The organism is Paraburkholderia sp. J94, assembly GCF_905220285.1.
Classification (GTDB): Bacteria; Pseudomonadota; Gammaproteobacteria; order Burkholderiales; family Burkholderiaceae; genus Paraburkholderia; species Paraburkholderia tropica_A.
Genome location: NZ_CAJMZH010000002.1, coordinates 393,345 through 408,159 on the forward strand (window position 1 = coordinate 393,345; position 14,815 = coordinate 408,159).

General features: G+C 64.6%; 15 protein-coding genes. 7 read left to right on the forward strand and 8 right to left on the reverse strand.

The genetic code is table 11. The annotated features are described in order from the left end of the window. The first annotated feature begins 171 nt into the window (after window positions 1–171). Window positions 172–918 carry a FadR/GntR family transcriptional regulator gene (locus U4Y88_RS05065; RefSeq protein ID WP_321782681.1) on the forward strand — a complete coding sequence of 249 codons (747 nt, stop codon included), beginning with the start codon at window positions 172–174 and terminating at the stop codon, window positions 916–918. 15 nt (window positions 919–933) lie between these two features. Here the strand turns inward: U4Y88_RS05065 and U4Y88_RS05070 are convergent, their stop codons facing one another. From U4Y88_RS05070 to U4Y88_RS05085, 4 genes are all read right to left on the reverse strand, one after another. After that, the gene (locus tag U4Y88_RS05070) at window positions 934–1,599 is read right to left on the reverse strand and encodes a pyridoxamine 5'-phosphate oxidase family protein (protein ID WP_321782683.1); all 666 of its coding nucleotides are present in this window, start codon (window positions 1,597–1,599) and stop codon (window positions 934–936) included. Next, window positions 1,600–2,607: a trans-3-hydroxy-L-proline dehydratase gene (lhpH, locus tag U4Y88_RS05075; protein WP_224011107.1), complete on the reverse strand. Its 1,008-nt coding sequence runs from the start codon at window positions 2,605–2,607 to the stop codon at window positions 1,600–1,602. It lies immediately after the preceding gene. A 33-nt stretch (window positions 2,608–2,640) separates the two neighbouring features. After that, window positions 2,641–3,759, reverse strand: coding sequence for a branched-chain amino acid ABC transporter substrate-binding protein (locus U4Y88_RS05080; protein WP_321782685.1), 1,119 nt, complete (start codon window positions 3,757–3,759; stop codon window positions 2,641–2,643). 158 nt (window positions 3,760–3,917) lie between these two features. Beyond that, window positions 3,918–4,052, reverse strand: coding sequence for a type II 3-dehydroquinate dehydratase (locus U4Y88_RS05085; RefSeq protein WP_321782687.1), 135 nt, complete (start codon window positions 4,050–4,052; stop codon window positions 3,918–3,920). Here U4Y88_RS05085 and U4Y88_RS05090 point away from each other — a divergent pair. Both U4Y88_RS05090 and U4Y88_RS05095 read left to right on the forward strand, forming a co-directional pair. Next, window positions 4,051–4,350, forward strand: a complete 300-nt coding sequence (locus U4Y88_RS05090; protein WP_321782689.1) for a hypothetical protein — start codon at window positions 4,051–4,053, stop codon at window positions 4,348–4,350. The genes U4Y88_RS05085 and U4Y88_RS05090 overlap by 2 nt on opposite strands. 337 nt (window positions 4,351–4,687) lie before the next feature. Then, complete coding sequence (locus U4Y88_RS05095; RefSeq protein WP_321782691.1) at window positions 4,688–5,059, forward strand: VOC family protein; 372 nt, start codon at window positions 4,688–4,690, stop codon at window positions 5,057–5,059. 94 nt (window positions 5,060–5,153) lie between these two features. On the opposite strand, the gene U4Y88_RS05100 is transcribed toward U4Y88_RS05095, so the two are convergent. Beyond that, window positions 5,154–5,825, reverse strand: coding sequence for a TonB-dependent receptor (locus U4Y88_RS05100; protein ID WP_321782693.1), 672 nt, complete (start codon window positions 5,823–5,825; stop codon window positions 5,154–5,156). A 653-nt stretch (window positions 5,826–6,478) separates the two neighbouring features. Between U4Y88_RS05100 and U4Y88_RS05105 the strand changes: the two genes are divergently transcribed. The 3 genes from U4Y88_RS05105 (at window position 6,479) to U4Y88_RS05115 (ending at window position 9,530) form a co-directional block, all read left to right on the forward strand. Further along, the gene (locus U4Y88_RS05105) at window positions 6,479–7,330 is read left to right on the forward strand and encodes a PadR family transcriptional regulator (protein WP_321782695.1); all 852 of its coding nucleotides are present in this window, start codon (window positions 6,479–6,481) and stop codon (window positions 7,328–7,330) included. A 51-nt stretch (window positions 7,331–7,381) separates the two neighbouring features. Next, entirely contained in the window at window positions 7,382–8,191 is an 810-nt protein-coding gene (locus U4Y88_RS05110; RefSeq protein WP_321782697.1) for a siderophore-interacting protein, read from the forward strand. A gap of 85 nt (window positions 8,192–8,276) precedes the next feature. Then, entirely contained in the window at window positions 8,277–9,530 is a 1,254-nt protein-coding gene (locus U4Y88_RS05115; RefSeq protein ID WP_321782699.1) for an MFS transporter, read from the forward strand. Between the two features lie 94 nt (window positions 9,531–9,624). Here U4Y88_RS05115 and U4Y88_RS05120 read toward each other — a convergent pair whose 3' ends face one another. The 3 genes from U4Y88_RS05120 to U4Y88_RS05130 form a co-directional block, all read right to left on the reverse strand. Continuing rightward, window positions 9,625–10,752, reverse strand: coding sequence for a 3-deoxy-7-phosphoheptulonate synthase (locus U4Y88_RS05120; RefSeq protein ID WP_224009453.1), 1,128 nt, complete (start codon window positions 10,750–10,752; stop codon window positions 9,625–9,627). A 211-nt stretch (window positions 10,753–10,963) separates the two neighbouring features. Continuing rightward, window positions 10,964–11,971: a sterol desaturase family protein gene (locus tag U4Y88_RS05125; RefSeq protein WP_224009455.1), complete on the reverse strand. Its 1,008-nt coding sequence runs from the start codon at window positions 11,969–11,971 to the stop codon at window positions 10,964–10,966. Window positions 11,972–11,986: 15 nt separating this feature from the next. Then, window positions 11,987–13,018 carry a YncE family protein gene (locus tag U4Y88_RS05130; protein WP_224009457.1) on the reverse strand — a complete coding sequence of 344 codons (1,032 nt, stop codon included), beginning with the start codon at window positions 13,016–13,018 and terminating at the stop codon, window positions 11,987–11,989. A gap of 288 nt (window positions 13,019–13,306) precedes the next feature. Here U4Y88_RS05130 and U4Y88_RS05135 point away from each other — a divergent pair, with 288 nt between their 5' ends. Further along, window positions 13,307–14,632, forward strand: coding sequence for an Nramp family divalent metal transporter (locus U4Y88_RS05135; RefSeq protein WP_321782701.1), 1,326 nt, complete (start codon window positions 13,307–13,309; stop codon window positions 14,630–14,632). Window positions 14,633–14,815 lie beyond the last annotated feature (183 nt).

Genomic DNA, 14,815 nt, shown 5'->3' on the forward strand with positions numbered 1-14,815 from the left:
GTTTAAATTAAACCACTTTTGGTCTGAAATCAATCCGTCAATACGCCAAAATCGCTAACTCTGGCAACCAATAAACCACTTATGACAGAATGTGCGCTTGAAACTGGCCACCCGTCGCTCCCGGTACTGTTAAGTGGTATATTCAAGACCAACGCACAACAGGACTTCCCAATGGCTTCCGCTCGTAGCGACTTCCCGGCCAGCTTCCGCCCGCTTCAGATCTACGAACAGGTCTCCGAAAAAGTGCGAGCCGAAATTCGCGCCGGACGGTATCTGCCCGATTCGCGCCTGCCGTCCGAGCGCGAACTGGCGGCCATGTTCGGCGTCGGACGGCCGGCGGTTCGCGAGGCGATCGGTGCGTTACAGAACGAAGGCCTCGTCGTCACGCGCAGAAACTCCGGCACCTATGTTTCCGAAGACGCGCCGACAGTCCTGGCGCGCGCGCTCTCGCCCACGCCAAGCAACGAGAACAGCCTGCAGGCCGACTACAGCCCGTCCGCCACGCTGGATGTGCGCCTGATCCTGGAGCCCGCGATTGCGCGGCGCGCGGCGGCGCACCGCAAACGCGACCCGCTCGCCGAGCATTACCTCCAGCAGATGGAAACGCTCACGGACGTGGCCGACGCCGAAGAACGCGCGCTCTGGAACAACAGCGACCGCCTGTTCCACCGTCAACTTGCCGTGATGACGGGCGACGTGCTGCTCGTGAAGATCGCGCAGGAGATTGCCGACACGATGGATCAGTCCTTGTGGAAGCGCATCAAGGACGACGGCATCTACGATCCCGCGCGCATCCGTCTGTATGTGGCCGAGCATCGGCTGATTTACGAGGCCATCGTCACCGGCGACGCGGACGCCGCCGCCTTCTACGTCGAGCAGCACATTCACCGCGTGCAGCGCGACATCGCGCCGGCCTGAGTTCTCGTCGTCAAGTCAGGGCGCGATCCACGAAGCGGACCATGCATTACCCGCCCGCACGAAGCGCGCGCGCTGGTGCCCATCCGCGGCGGAGAGATCGAGCCAGTCCATCGCATCGGGCCTGACCTCGACCACGCAGAAGTTCTCGAAACCCACATCCGCGGCATCAAGCGAGTCGTCGAAGGCATCGCGCGGCTGCGCGATCGGGGTGCCCGGCGCGATAACCGTTCGATACACAATCAGACTCTGCTCGCGGCTCGCGTCCCACGCTGCGCGCAAAGCCGCGCCATCGTCCACGATGCGCGCCTCGCCCGACACACGAATCTGCACATTGCGTACGGCATCGACACCGGCCATCGCGATGCGCGGCTGCCTGCGCAGTTCGGCGATCTTCGGCGAACGCAGATCGGTATAGAACGCGATCACGTTATCCGCTTCGCTCACGCGACGCAGCACCACCGTGCGGACATTCGGCGAACCGTCGAGCGCGATGGTGGCGGCCTGCATGACCTTGAACGGTTGGTGGCCAGGCTGCGTCCCGTTGACGAGGCAGCCCCACATAGCCGCGTAAATGGTGTCGAGTTTCATGATCGGCCTACGTAAAAAAAGAACGCGCGACGGACGAACCGGCGCGCGCCGAAGACCCCTGGTACGGGGAGAGAATGCCTTCGCCTCGCGCACTCAGCGCACGAGAAAACCGTAAGCGAGCGGATCGCGTTCGTCGATGATCCACTGTGCGAAGCCGCAGATATACGCCTCGCCTTCGACCTCGGGAATCACAGCAGGAATGCCCTGAACCGACGTCTCCTTCAGCACACGCCCCTTGAACACCGTGCCGACGATCGACTCGTTGACGAGCGTTTCATCCGCCTTCAGTTCACCGCGCTGATAAAGCTGCGCGACGCGCCCGCCCGTGCCCGAACCGGTGGGCGAACGATCGACTTCGCGATCGGCGAACACGCAGCAGTTCGCCTGCGTCGACCCCGCGTGGCGCGGCGCATTCGCGATGATCGTGCCGTAGATGTGGTTGATCTCGGGAATCTCGGGATGCTGCACCGGAAACGCCTTGTTCGCAGCGTCCTTCACTTCGGCGCCGAAGCGGATCAGCTTTTCGACCGCCGCTTCGCGCACAGGCAGATCGAACGGCGCGCCATCCACGTAAAAGTAAAACGCGCCGCCGTAGGCGATATCGCCGGTCACGGTGCCGAAAGTGGGCGTCTCCACCGTCACGTCGCGCTTCCAGAGAAACGACGGCACGTTGATGAAGCGCACCGCGCCCGCGTGCTCGCCATCCCACTTGACGAAGGCTTCGATGAAGCCGCACGGCGCATCGATACCTACGCGCGTTTCGGGCACCGTGCGCTGCACCCAGCCCAGTTCGACGGCGGCCGTCGACAGCGCAATCACGCCGTGGCCACAGTGGTCGCTATAACCTTCGTTATGCAGAAAGATCACGCCAAAGTCGGCGCCCGGCGAAACCGGTTCGGTAAGGTAGCCGCCATACATGTCGGCATGGCCGCGCGGCTCGAACATCAGGGCGCGGCGAATGTCATCGGCGTTTTCCTTCAGCCATGCGCGGCGCTGGACGATCGTGTCGCCGGGCAGACGCGGCAAACCGCTGGTGACGATGCGGAACGCCTCGCCGCCGGTGTGGACCTCGACGGTCGAAATGGTGCGGGTGGGTTTCATGATGTCGATAGTTCTCCTGCCTGTGATGGCGACTCAGGGTGCGTACGGGACCGGCAAACCGTTGCGAATGACGTAGACGGTCGTCGGCGCGCCCTTCAGGTCGCCCTTTGCGTCGAACGAATACGTGCCCGCCACGCCTTTGTAGTCTTCCTTCGCCAGTTGCGCCGTGAGTCTGGCCTTGTCCGTGGTCGTGCCCGCCTTGACCATGGCGTCGGCGAGCATCTTCACGCCGTCGTAGTAGTTGACGGCGTAGACCTGCGTGTCGGTGTGATACGTATCGTGATACTTCTTGAGGAATTCGCGGCCCGCGGCGGTCTTGTCCAGCGCGACGCCGCCTTGCGCGCAATAGACGATCGAGGCGGCGTCGCCCGCGACCTTGCCCATGTCGGCCGAGCAGATGCCGTCGCCGCCGAGCAGTTTGGCGCGCAGACCGCGCTGACGCATCTGCTTCGCCATCGGCGCGCCCTGCGCCGCATAGCCACCGAAGAAGATCACGTCGGGATTCTCGCCCTTGATGGCCGTGAGAATGCCCAGAAAGTCGGTAGCCTGCGAATTCGTGAACTGGTGATCGACGATCTTCAGGCCGTTGGCCTTCGCGACCTGCTCGAACTGCTGCGCCACGCCCTGACCGTAAGCCGTGCGGTCGTCGATGATGGCGGCGGTTTTGACTTTGAGCGTTTTGGCCGCAAATTCGGCCATCGTGCCGCCCAGTTGCTCGTCGCTGGCGCCGATGCGGAAGATCGTTTTGAAGCCTTGCTGCGTGAGCGCCGGGTTCGACGCAACCGGGAGGATCGGGATGCCCGCGTTGTTGTACACACGCGAAGCCGGAATCGCGACGCCCGAGTTATACGGCCCCATCACCGCCACCACGTTGTGATCGACGAGATTCTGGGCCACCTGCACACCCACTTTCGGGTCAGCCTGGTCGTCTTGCGAGTCCAGTTTGAACGTGACAGGTTTGCCCGCAACGGTGACGTGCTGCTGGTTCAGCTCCTCAATCGCGAGCCGCGCGCCGTTCTCATTGTCCTTGCCGTTCGCGGCCTGCGGGCCGGTCAGCGGCGCGGAATGGCCGATCACGACGACTTCCTGTGCCTGCGCCGCGACGGCGCTGAAGGCCGCGACGATGGCCAGCGTGGTAATGAGGGGACGCATGATGGGGCTCACCTAATTGGTTTTGGAGAAACCAATGCAGTTCAAGAGTGGTCACCGATCAAGCACTTTTCAAAAATACCCCAAGAATCTGGTTCCAGGGGAATCCACTACATTGGCATTCGGCTCCCGTGGTTGTCCGACCGCGAACGCGCTGCCCTCTACTTATTCACCGTGACTGACGCCTGCATCGCAAGTTGATCGCTTTCCAAACCTAGCCCGCAAATCTGGCCGGCGACGATTTCCGTGAAAACTGCCTGGTGCCTGAACAACCCACGTGCCTGGATGTTCGACATGCAACTCGACCACGGGACGCACCAGGATCGCCAGCGCGTCGAGAATGCACTAGCCGGGACGCGTCCACGCGTCGCCTCCTATCGGCATCGCATCGATGGCGTTTTCAAAGGCGCGATGGATACGCTCGCACATCGCCGCTTCGCTATGGGTCTGGAACGACTGTACGCGCACGCCCATTTCATTCGCGAGCGGCAGTCAAGCTTCGCTCTGTTTGAGCGTGATGGCCAAGCAGCCCTTTCAGCGCTGCTTGGCAATTCCTGCTCAAGTCCGTCTTGCGGTCCGGTTTCAATTTGGTAGCGGACATTCGCTTGGAAAGCACAAAAGACTGCAAAGGCTCGACAACGAACCACCTGAGCCAGAAATTAGATTCCGTGATGCATGGACTAACAACTACGAAGATCTGGGGCCGCGTAATGCGCGCACCGAACTGCTGGGCGACAACACGGCCTCGGCTTTAATCTGGGCAGCGTCCGAGCGCGGCCACAAAGCGACGCCTTGTCGACGGCGACATATGGGCTGAACTTCAAAACCATGCTTGCATGGCCCTACGGAGTCGTCGGGCTTATGCCTCCAGCCTCGAAAATCCCTATGATTGAAAATCCATCTAATCTATCCGCACCGGCCAATAAGCGTGATGAAACTCTCGATTACCCGTTTGATTCTTTACGTCCGCGATGTAACGCTTCTTGAATCCTTCTACCAGAGCCACTTTGGACTCGATGTAATCGAGCGCATCCCTGGCGAATGGGTTGTACTCAAAGCTGGCTCGGTGGAGATGGCTCTGCATCGCGTCGGCGAACCGTATCGCGACCATACGGGCTCAGGCTGCCAGTCCAATGCGAAGCTGGTATTCCATGTACCTGCGGGCCTTGCCGATTTGCGCACAAAGTTGATCGCCGCGAATGTGCGGATGCGGGAGATGAAACGCTATGACGGTTTCCCCTATGTGATGTGTGACGGATGCGACCCGGAAGGCAACGTCTTCCAGCTTTGCCAGCCCGATTAAGAACATGTACCGCAAAGCGTCGCGCCCGGCCGCCGTGACGAGACGTAACGCTAGACAACGCATTCGCAATCCAGACACCTCGCGGCAAGCCCGCCTAGAAATCCGCCGACGCCGACAGCCAGAATGTACGCGGCGCACCTGCGAACACGTATCCCGTGGGATTCGCCTGCCAGTAGTCGCGATTGAAGAGATTCGTCACGTTCGCGCGCAAGGTGACCTCGCGCGTGCCGATGTGCGTCGTGTAGCGCCCGCCGAGGTCCACGCGCGTCCAGCTCGGCACGTGCTGGAGATTGTCCTGGCTCACGTAGGCCTCGCCCGTGTACAACAGGCGGCCGGTCAGCGTGAATCCCGGCATGAACGGCGTGTCCCATTCCGCGCCGAGGTTCGCCTGAAACGACGGCGCGCCGAGCGCGTGATTGCCGTCATACGCACCGCCCTGGGTGCGCTGCAGTTTTGCGTCGAGCCACGTCACGCCGCCCACCACGCGCACGTCGCGCCCGAGTTTGCCGAAGCCCGACAGTTCGATACCGCGATTGCGCTGCTCGCCGTTGAGGCTGTAGACCTTCGTAACCGGATCGACCACCCCGCTCGGCACCTTGATCTGAAAAACGCTCAAGGTCGCGCCGAAGTTGCCCAGATCGAGCTTCGTGCCGACTTCGACCTGCTTCGACTTGTACGGCGCGAACACCGCGTTCGGATTGGCGGCATCGGCGGGCGGCGCGGAACCAGGCGTGAGCGCCTCGATATAGTATTCGACGCGCCCCATAGCGATGTCGACAGCGCGAACGCGCCCAGCCCCTTCGCGGGCGCATGCCAGCGGGACGCATTTCGCAACAGCGTCGCCCTCTTTGTGGAAGTACGGTCAGAGGACGCGCAGAACCCTGGTTCAGACGTTCCTTTCGTCGTGGTCCGTTTCCGCCGCGAGCGGCACACGTGAACCAGCTGTCGCCTGCCATCAGCAACATTCCATGTTCGCGTCTGCCGCGACAACGTAGTTTCGGTTCATTATGACTCGTCCGTCTCTGGCTACCGCGCGGTCGGCGTCATCGCTACGACGTCTTTCGGATTCCTATTAATATGGTGAGGCGGATGTGTTTCCCGTACACCGCGTGATCATCACTCACCAGCCCCCCCCGGTTGCCTCAACTCGATAGAAATTGAGTTCAGCCCACTGAGCTGCAACGATTGTGGCTATCCCCAAGAGCTTGAATGCACGGCGCCAAGGTTCCAAACATCTTGCCGCCAGCGAAGCCGAGAGCCGAAAGCCAGCGCTCTATACGCGCCAGGCGGCACACCTTGATGCGCCCCTATATTTTCGAACTTCAGATGCGCGTCTGTGCTCCAGATTTCCTTTGACAAACACTCTTAAGATATATATCTTAAGACATGTTTTAAGACACTCAGAGACAAGGAGGCCCCATGCGCCACCCTCATCACGCGTCCGGTCATCACGGACACCACGCACATCACGGCCGTCGGGGCCGTCACGGCCAGCCGGAGCGCGAATTCGCCGACCGCCGCCGCGAAACACTCGACCCGTCGGAGCGCGCCGGGCGCACCGAATCCGCTGAAGGCCGCTTCAACGCCGGCCGCCACGGCTTCAACGCCGCCCGCTTCGCCCTGCACCATCCGCTGCACGCGCTGCGTCACGCGATGGGCCGTCATCGCGGCGGCGAAGGCCCCGGTGATTTCAGCGAGGGCTTCGGCCGCGGCGGCGGTTTCGGCAACTTCGGCGACGGCGACGGTTTCGGCCGCGGCCGCAAGTTCAGCTCGGAAGACCTGCAACTGATGCTGCTCGTGCTGCTCGCCGAGCGCCCGAGCCACGGCTACGAGCTGATCAAGGCGCTCGACGCACGCTCGAACGGTTTCTACAGCCCGAGCCCCGGCATGGTCTATCCGGCGCTCACGTATCTCGAAGAACTCGGCTATGTGAGCGTGACGCTCGAAGGCAACCGCAAGCGCTACGAGCTGTCCGACGAAGGCCGCCAGTATCTGGATGCCAATCGCGAACGCGCCGACCTGATCCTCGCCAAGCTCACGCACTTCGGCCGCAAGATGGAAGTCATGCGCCGCGCGCTCGCGGGCGAAGATCCGTCGGACGGCACGGGTTGGGTACGCGAGCTGATCGAGGCGCGCCGCGCGCTCAAGCGCGCGCTGCTGCGCCGCACCGACGTCGCGCCCGACGAGCAGCGCCGCATCGCGGCGATCCTCGCGCGCGCCACTCAGGAAATCGAAGGCGGCAACGGCGGCGGCGAGAACAGCGGCGCCTGACGCCCCCTTCTCGTTCCCCGTCGATCGACCGCCCCAACATCGGAGTCAAAGATGCAGAATCAAAGCAATCTCGAAGTCGTCCGCGTGCGACATCCGCTCAAGTTCCGCCTGCTGCGCGTGGTGCGCGTCGAGGCGCTGTCGTCCGCGCTCGTGCGCGTCACGCTCACGGGCGATCTCAGCGACTTCGTGTCGGCGTCGTTCGACGATCACGTGAAGGTGTTCTTCCCGCCCGAGGGCGCGAGCCAGCCGGTGCTGCCGAGTCTCGGTCCCGACGGCATCGTGTTTCCCGAAGGCGTCGAGCGGCCCGCTGCGCGCGATTACACGCCGCGCCGCTTCGACCCGGTCGCCAACGAGCTCGATATCGAGTTCGCGCTGCACGAAGCCGGTCCCGCTACGGCGTGGGCCGCGCAGGCGCAGCCCGGCCAGTATCTCGGCGTCGGCGGCCCGCGCGGTTCGATGGTGATCCCCACGGGCTTCGACTGGCATCTGCTGATCGGCGACGAAACCGCCCTGCCCGCGATCCAGCGCCGCCTGAGCGAGCTGCCCGCCGGCGCGCGCGTGGCCGTGGTCGCCGAAGTGGCGAACCCCGCGGCGCGCATCGAGTTGCCGACGGAAGCCGATCTCTACGCGACCTGGTGCTATCGTGAGGAATCCGAATCGGCAAACCCGCTCGTCGATGCAGTCGGCGAAGTCTGGTTGCCGCCCGGCGACGGCTACGTGTGGGCCGCGGGCGAAGCCTCGGTGATCCGCGCGGTACGCGCGCATCTGTGCAACGAGCGCGGCGTCGACAAGAAGCGCATTCGCGCGTCGGCGTACTGGCGGCGCGGCGCGCAGGCCGCGCACGAAACGATCGACGATTGATTCACCGTCATTCGTCAATCGTCGAAACCCGCGCGCGCGGCCCCGCACTTTCGCGGGGCCGCGCGTGCTTGAACAAGGTCCCTGAATGACCCTAACGCTTAATCCGCTGCGCGAACGCACGCTGCTCTGGCTGCTCGCGCTCACGCAGTTCACCATCATCATGGACTTCATGGTGATGATGCCGCTCGGCCCGCAGATCATGCACGCGTTCGCGATCACGCCCGCGATGTTCGCGACGGCCGTGTCGGCGTATTCGTTGTGCTCGGGCTTGTCCGGGCTGTTCGCGGCCACCTATATCGACCGCTTCGACCGGCGCCGTCTGCTGCAGGTCTCGTATGCGCTGTTCGCGCTCTCGAACCTCGCCTGCGCGTTCGCGACGAACTTCCATCTGCTGCTGTTCGCGCGCGCGTTCGCGGGTCTCACGGGCGGCGTGCTCGGCTCCATCGTGATGGCGATCGTCAGCGACGTGATTCCGGTGCAGCGCCGCGGCGCAGCGACCGGCGTGATCATGATGGGCTTCTCGATGGCCGCGATCGCGGGCGTGCCGGCCGGCATCGTGCTCGGCGCGCACTTCGGCTGGAGCGCGCCGTTCCTGCTGCTCGTCGTGCTCTCGGCCGTGATCTGGGTCGCGGGTTCGCGCGTGATTCCGCCGCTCACGGAGCACGTCGACCGCGACACGCCGCTCGGCGAAATCGTGCCGCGCCTGTGGCAGTTGCTCACGCTGCCGCGCCATATGAAGGCGTTCGCGCTCACCTTCACGATGATGTGCGCGCACATGCTCGTGATCCCGTTCATCTCGCCGATGCTGGTCGCCAACTACGGCGTCGCGCCCGAGCAGCTGTCGTGGCTCTATGTGGCGGGCGGCGCGTCGACGTTCCTCACGGCGCGCGCGGTCGGCCGTCTCGCGGATCGCTACGGCAAGCGCCGCGTGTTCCGCGTGATGGCGCTCGTGTCGATTGCGCCGGTGCTGTTCGTCACGCATCTGCCGGTGCTGCCGTTCATCGTGATGGTCGGCTTCTTCGCGGTGTTCATGATCGCGCTGTCGAGCCGCATGGTGCCGATGCAGGCGCTGCTCACGACGATTCCCGAGCCCGCGCGGCGCGGCGCGTTCCTGAGCGCAAACAATGCGGTGCAGGCGCTGGGCACGGGTATTGGTGCATGGGTCGGCGGGCTGCTGCTGCAGAACGGTCCGCACGGCACGATTGTCGGCTTCGGCTACAACGGCTGGCTCGCGGCGGCGCTGGCCGTGGTGGCGGTGCTGTGGGTCGGCAAGGTGCGCGGTTTCAGCGACGAAACCGAGCACCGCGCGCCGGACGCGGGTGCGCCGGCCAAGGCCTGATCCAACTTTTACGACGCCTATGAAAAACGCGCGGCGGACTCGATGTCCGCCGCGCGTTCGTTTCCGTCCAGGCTATCCAGGCCAACCGCGCCGCTTACCCCGCCCGCGCCTTCCTGCGCGCGCGCACCGCTTCCGCGAGCCCATCCAGCACGGGCTCGGTTTGCGCCCAGCTGATGCACGCATCGGTGATCGACACGCCGCGCTTGAGCGGCACGCCAGGCTGCTGATCCTGGCGCCCTTCTTCCAGATGGCTCTCGATCATCACGCCGACGATGCGCGCATCGCCGCCCTTCAACTGTTCGCCGATATCGCGCGCGACATCGATCTGACGCTGATGCTGCTTGCTCGAATTCGCGTGCGAGCAGTCGATCATCACTTCCTCGCGCAGCCCCGCCTTCGTGAGCGAGGCGCAGCACGCGGCCACCGACGCCGCGTCGTAATTCGGCCCGCTCTTGCCGCCGCGCAGGATCACGTGGCACGCGTCGTTGCCGCGCGTTTCGAAGATCGCGGCCATGCCCATCTTCGTCATGCCCATGAACGCGTGGCTCGCGCTCGCGGCCACGATGGCGTCCGCCGCGACCTGCACGCCGCCGTCGGTGCCGTTCTTGAAGCCGATCGGGCAGGACAGCCCCGACGCCAGTTGCCGATGGCTCTGGCTCTCGGTCGTGCGCGCGCCGATCGCGCCCCACGCCACCAGATCGGCGATGTATTGCGGGCTCAGCAGGTCGAGGAATTCGGTGCCGGTCGGCAGGCCGAGCGCGTTGATGTCGAGCAGCAGCTCACGCGCCTTGCGCAGACCTTCGTTGATGCGGAAGCTGCCGTCCAGACGCGGATCGTTGATATAGCCCTTCCAGCCCACCGTCGTGCGCGGCTTCTCGAAGTAGACACGCATCACGATCAGCAGATCGTCCTTCAGCGTGTCGGCCTTCGCCTTGAGCAGCTTCGCGTATTCGATGGCCTGGTCGTGGTCGTGGATCGAGCACGGGCCGACCACGATCACGAGGCGGTCGTCGCGCTGCGCGAGCACCTCGGCGATCTGCGCGCGGCTCGTTTCGACGAGCGTCTGCGTGCTCTGCGGCACCGGCAGTTCGTCGAGCAGCAGCGCGGGCGAAATGAGCGGACGCACGGCGCCGATGCGCACGTCGTCGATGCGGGTGGTGTCCTGGGTGGCGTCGGCAAAGCCGACTTCCTGGTCGTGCTGCGGGTTGTCGATACGGCTCAAGGTGCTCTCCAGTCTCATGCAACGCCTGCGCTTTCCATGCAGATTTCGTGCAGATGAAGCGGACGCGGCGCACGCGTCTCGCGGGGGACAAGCCGCGATTATCGCATCTGCCGCATCTTCGCCGTAAACGAAACGAGGCGGCTCGCGGCCGCCTCGTTGTGTGTTTGCGTCACCCTGGCACGCACCAGCGCGCCCGAGCGGGCTCACCGGCTCAGTTCGCCGTGCCGCCCATCGGATAGCCCTTGCCCGCCAGCCGCTTCGCGATGCGCACGAGCGCGAGCCACTGCTGGGCCATCAGGCCTTCGCCGTAGTTCACGCCCTTGCCCTGCGGCGCGGGAAGCTGGTCGCGGATGCCCGTGGGTTCCAGCGTCTTGTCCCAGGACGCCGTGCGGAACATCACGTCCCACCACGAAAACAGCACGCCGAAGTTGCAGCCGTAGCGCGTGCCTTCGTGACCATAGCCAATCGCGTGATGGCGGCGATGAAACGCCGGGCTCACGAGCATGCGCTCCAGCACCCAGCCGTAGTCGAGCCGCGCGTTCACGTGCTGCACGGCCTGCAGGAAGTTGCTCACCGCGATCAGCACGACGAACTGCGCGGGCGGCACGCCGATGAACAGCGAGATGGCCGCGAAGAACGCCGCCTGCACGATGTCGTCGAGGAAATGATTGCGATCGTCGCACCAGAGCGACATCTGCTGCTGGCTATGGTGCACCGCGTGCAGTTCCCACCACACGCCGAAGCGATGCTGCCAGCGGTGATACCAGTAACCCGCGAAATCGAGCACGACCAGATAGATCACGAACGAGACGTAGGGCTTGTCGGTCACGCCGGGCCAGAGGCTGTCCACTTCGATGTTCGGAATATTGTGGATCGCCATCGCGCTCTGCAGCCGGTTGAACAGCGGCGTGAGCATGAAGAAGAACGCCATGTTCAGAATGCCGAGCTTCGCGATCCACGTGTACCAGACGTCGGCGCGCAGCGCCTTGCGGTCCTGCCACGCTTCGGCCGGACGCAGCGCTTCGAGCGGACGCAGCAGCACGTAGGTCAGCAGGATTTCGAGCACGCCGACGATCACCCAGTAGAGCGCGTCGTAGGTGTCCTCGTCGTAGCCCATCAGGCCGACCTTGTAGAAGATCGGCTGCACGACGTCCACGTAGACGAGCGTCTGCAGCCACGAAACGAGGTTGTCGGCCTGCGAAAGCAGCGTGTCAAGCATCGGGACTCCCGCTCGTCAGTCTGGATTCGGCGCGTAGAACGGCGCGCTGTTCGCGAAGTAGATGCCGTGCGGCGAGCGGCCCACGGCGATCGTGTCGATCAGCTTGCGCGTCGTGAGGTCGATGACGCCCACGTGCTTCGCGAAGCGGAACGTAACCCACAGATAGCGTTTGTCGGCGGAAAGTTCCATGTCGTCGGGACCGGGGCGCAGGCCCGTGATGTCGGCGACCTTGGTCAGCGTCGTGTAATCGAGAATGCTGATGGTGCTTTCGACGCGATTCGACACGGCGATGTGCTTGCCGTCGTCGAGATTGCGGAAGTTGTGCGCGCCGCGCCCGGTCTGGATCTTCTTGACCAGCGTGCGGTTGTGCCAGTCGACCACGGCCACGTCGTCCTCGCCGGTCATGCCGACCAGCAGGTACTTGTCGCCGGGCGTCATCCACAGGCCCGCGGGCGTGTTGCCGATATGCAGCTTCCAGAGCACGGTTTGCGTCGGCAGGTCGATGGCCGCCACTTCGCCGGTGTCCTGCAGCGTCACGAACGCGGTCTTGTTGTCCGACGCGAAGGTGATGTGGCTCGGCGTCTTCGCGAGCGGAATGCGCTTGACGAGCGTGACGTCGTGGCCGTTGTAGCTGTAGATGTCCACGCGGTCCAGACGCAGGCCGGCGGTCACGAACCATTTGCGGTCGGGCGAGAAGCCGAGCTGGTACGGATCTTCGATGCCTTCGACGCGACGCTGCACCTTGCCGCTGTGCGGGTCGAGGAACATCAGGTCGTTCGAGACCGAATCGGCGACGATCAGCGACTGGCCGTCGGGCGTGATCATCAGGTGATGCGGTTCCTTGCCGGTGGGCTCGGTGCCCACGACGGTGCGGCTCGCCTCGTCGATCAGCGAGAGCTGCGCCTCGCCGGAGTCGAGCACGATGACCTTGTCGTTCGGATTGACGTTGGCGTCGGCGTGGGCCAGCGCGCTGCACGCGAGGCCGCCCGCGAGGAGCGCCGCTGCGGCGCGTTTGCGGGTCAGGGAGAAAATCGGGAAATGGGACATTTCTTAAGGGCGTCAGACCGGGGGGGATTGCCGGGAAAAGCGCGCGGGGCCGGTTTGTGCTGAGATAGGTGCTGGTGCGCCGCAACGCGGGCGAAAGCCAGATGAAACCTCATTGAAACCGGGCAGCGAATCGCGCGCCGAGGATCATCTGCTTAACGCGCGAGCGATGCATTCCGATGACGCGCGCGGCACATTCTGACGCGCTTTTCTGCTGATTTCCGACAATTTGTGAGCGGCGGCGCGCGCCAGGCGCGTTTGTTCCGGCCCCGCAACCGCGACGAGGCGCCCATGCACCACCGCACCCGCGACGACGATCTGCGCGATGTGCCCGACGGTCTCTCCGCGGGCACGGTGCGCAAGGTACGCGAAGCGCTCGAGGGCCGCCGGCGCGGCGCCGCGCTGCTGCTGCCGCTCGCGGGCCCGGCCGTGATCGTCTCGGTCGCGTACATGGACCCCGGCAACTTCGCGACCAACATCCAGGCGGGCGCGCGCTACGGCTATGCGCTGCTGTGGGTCGTGCTGCTCGCGAATCTCGTGGCGATGCTGTTCCAGGGCCTCTCGGCGAAACTCGGCATCGTCACGGGCCGCAATCTCGCCGAACTGTGCCGCGAACGCCTGCCCGCGCCGCTCGTCTGGTGCATGTGGATCGTCAGCGAGATCGCCGCCATGGCGACCGATCTCGCCGAATTCCTCGGCGGCGCGATCGGCCTCGCGCTGCTGTTCCATCTGCCGCTGATCGCGGGCATGGCCGTCACGGCGCTCGTCACTTACGGGCTGCTGTTCTTCGAGCGCGCGGGTTTCCGGCCGCTCGAACTCGTGATCGGCGCGCTCGTGGGCATGATCGGCCTGTGCTATCTGCTTGAACTTTTTATCGTGCCGGTCGCGTGGCCGGGCGTGCTGCGCGGCGCGTTCACGCCGCATCTGCCCGACGCGCAGGCGGTCACGATCGCGGTCGGCATCGTCGGCGCGACGGTCATGCCGCACGCGCTCTTTCTGCATTCGGGGCTCACGCAGGCGCGCGTGCGGCCGCGCAACGACGGCGAGCGCGCGCGTCTGCTGCGCTATTCGAACGTCGAGGTGGTGGCCGCGCTCGCGTTCGCGGGCGTCATCAACATGGCGATGGTGATCATGGCGTCGGCGTCGTTTCATCAGGGCCACGCCGATGTCGCCGAAATCGAGACCGCATGGCACACGCTCGCGCCGCTGTTCGGCGTGGCCGCGGCGGGCATCTTTCTGGTCTCGCTGATCGCCTCGGGCATTTCGAGTTCGGTGGTCGGCACGCTCGCGGGACAGATGATCATGCAGGGTTTCGTGGGCTTCCAGATTCCGCTCTGGCTGCGCCGTCTCGTGACGATGGCGCCGAGCTTCGCGGTCGTGGGGCTCGGCGTGAACGCCACCGATGCGCTGGTCGCGAGCCAGGTCGTGCTGAGCCTCGCGCTGCCGTTTCCGATGGCCGCGCTCGTGATCTTCACCTGCCGGCGCGACATCATGGGCGCCTACGCGAACCGCGCGTGGGTGGCGTGGCTCGCGGTGCTCGGCGCGGTGGCCGTGCTCGCGCTCAACGCGCTGCTGCTCGTGCAGGCGCTGGGCGTGAGCGTGCCGGGATTGGGCTAATGCGCTGATGATCTAACGCCACGCGATAAAAACCCTGCACAAAGCGGGCTAAAAACCTCGTCGAGTACCCGCCCTCACCAGACCGCTAACCAACGTTAGCAACGCTTCAGCGCGAAGCGTGCAGCACGCGACGCCCAATCCGAGCGATTCGCGCAAGATCGCCCCTATGCGTGCGCGAACCGT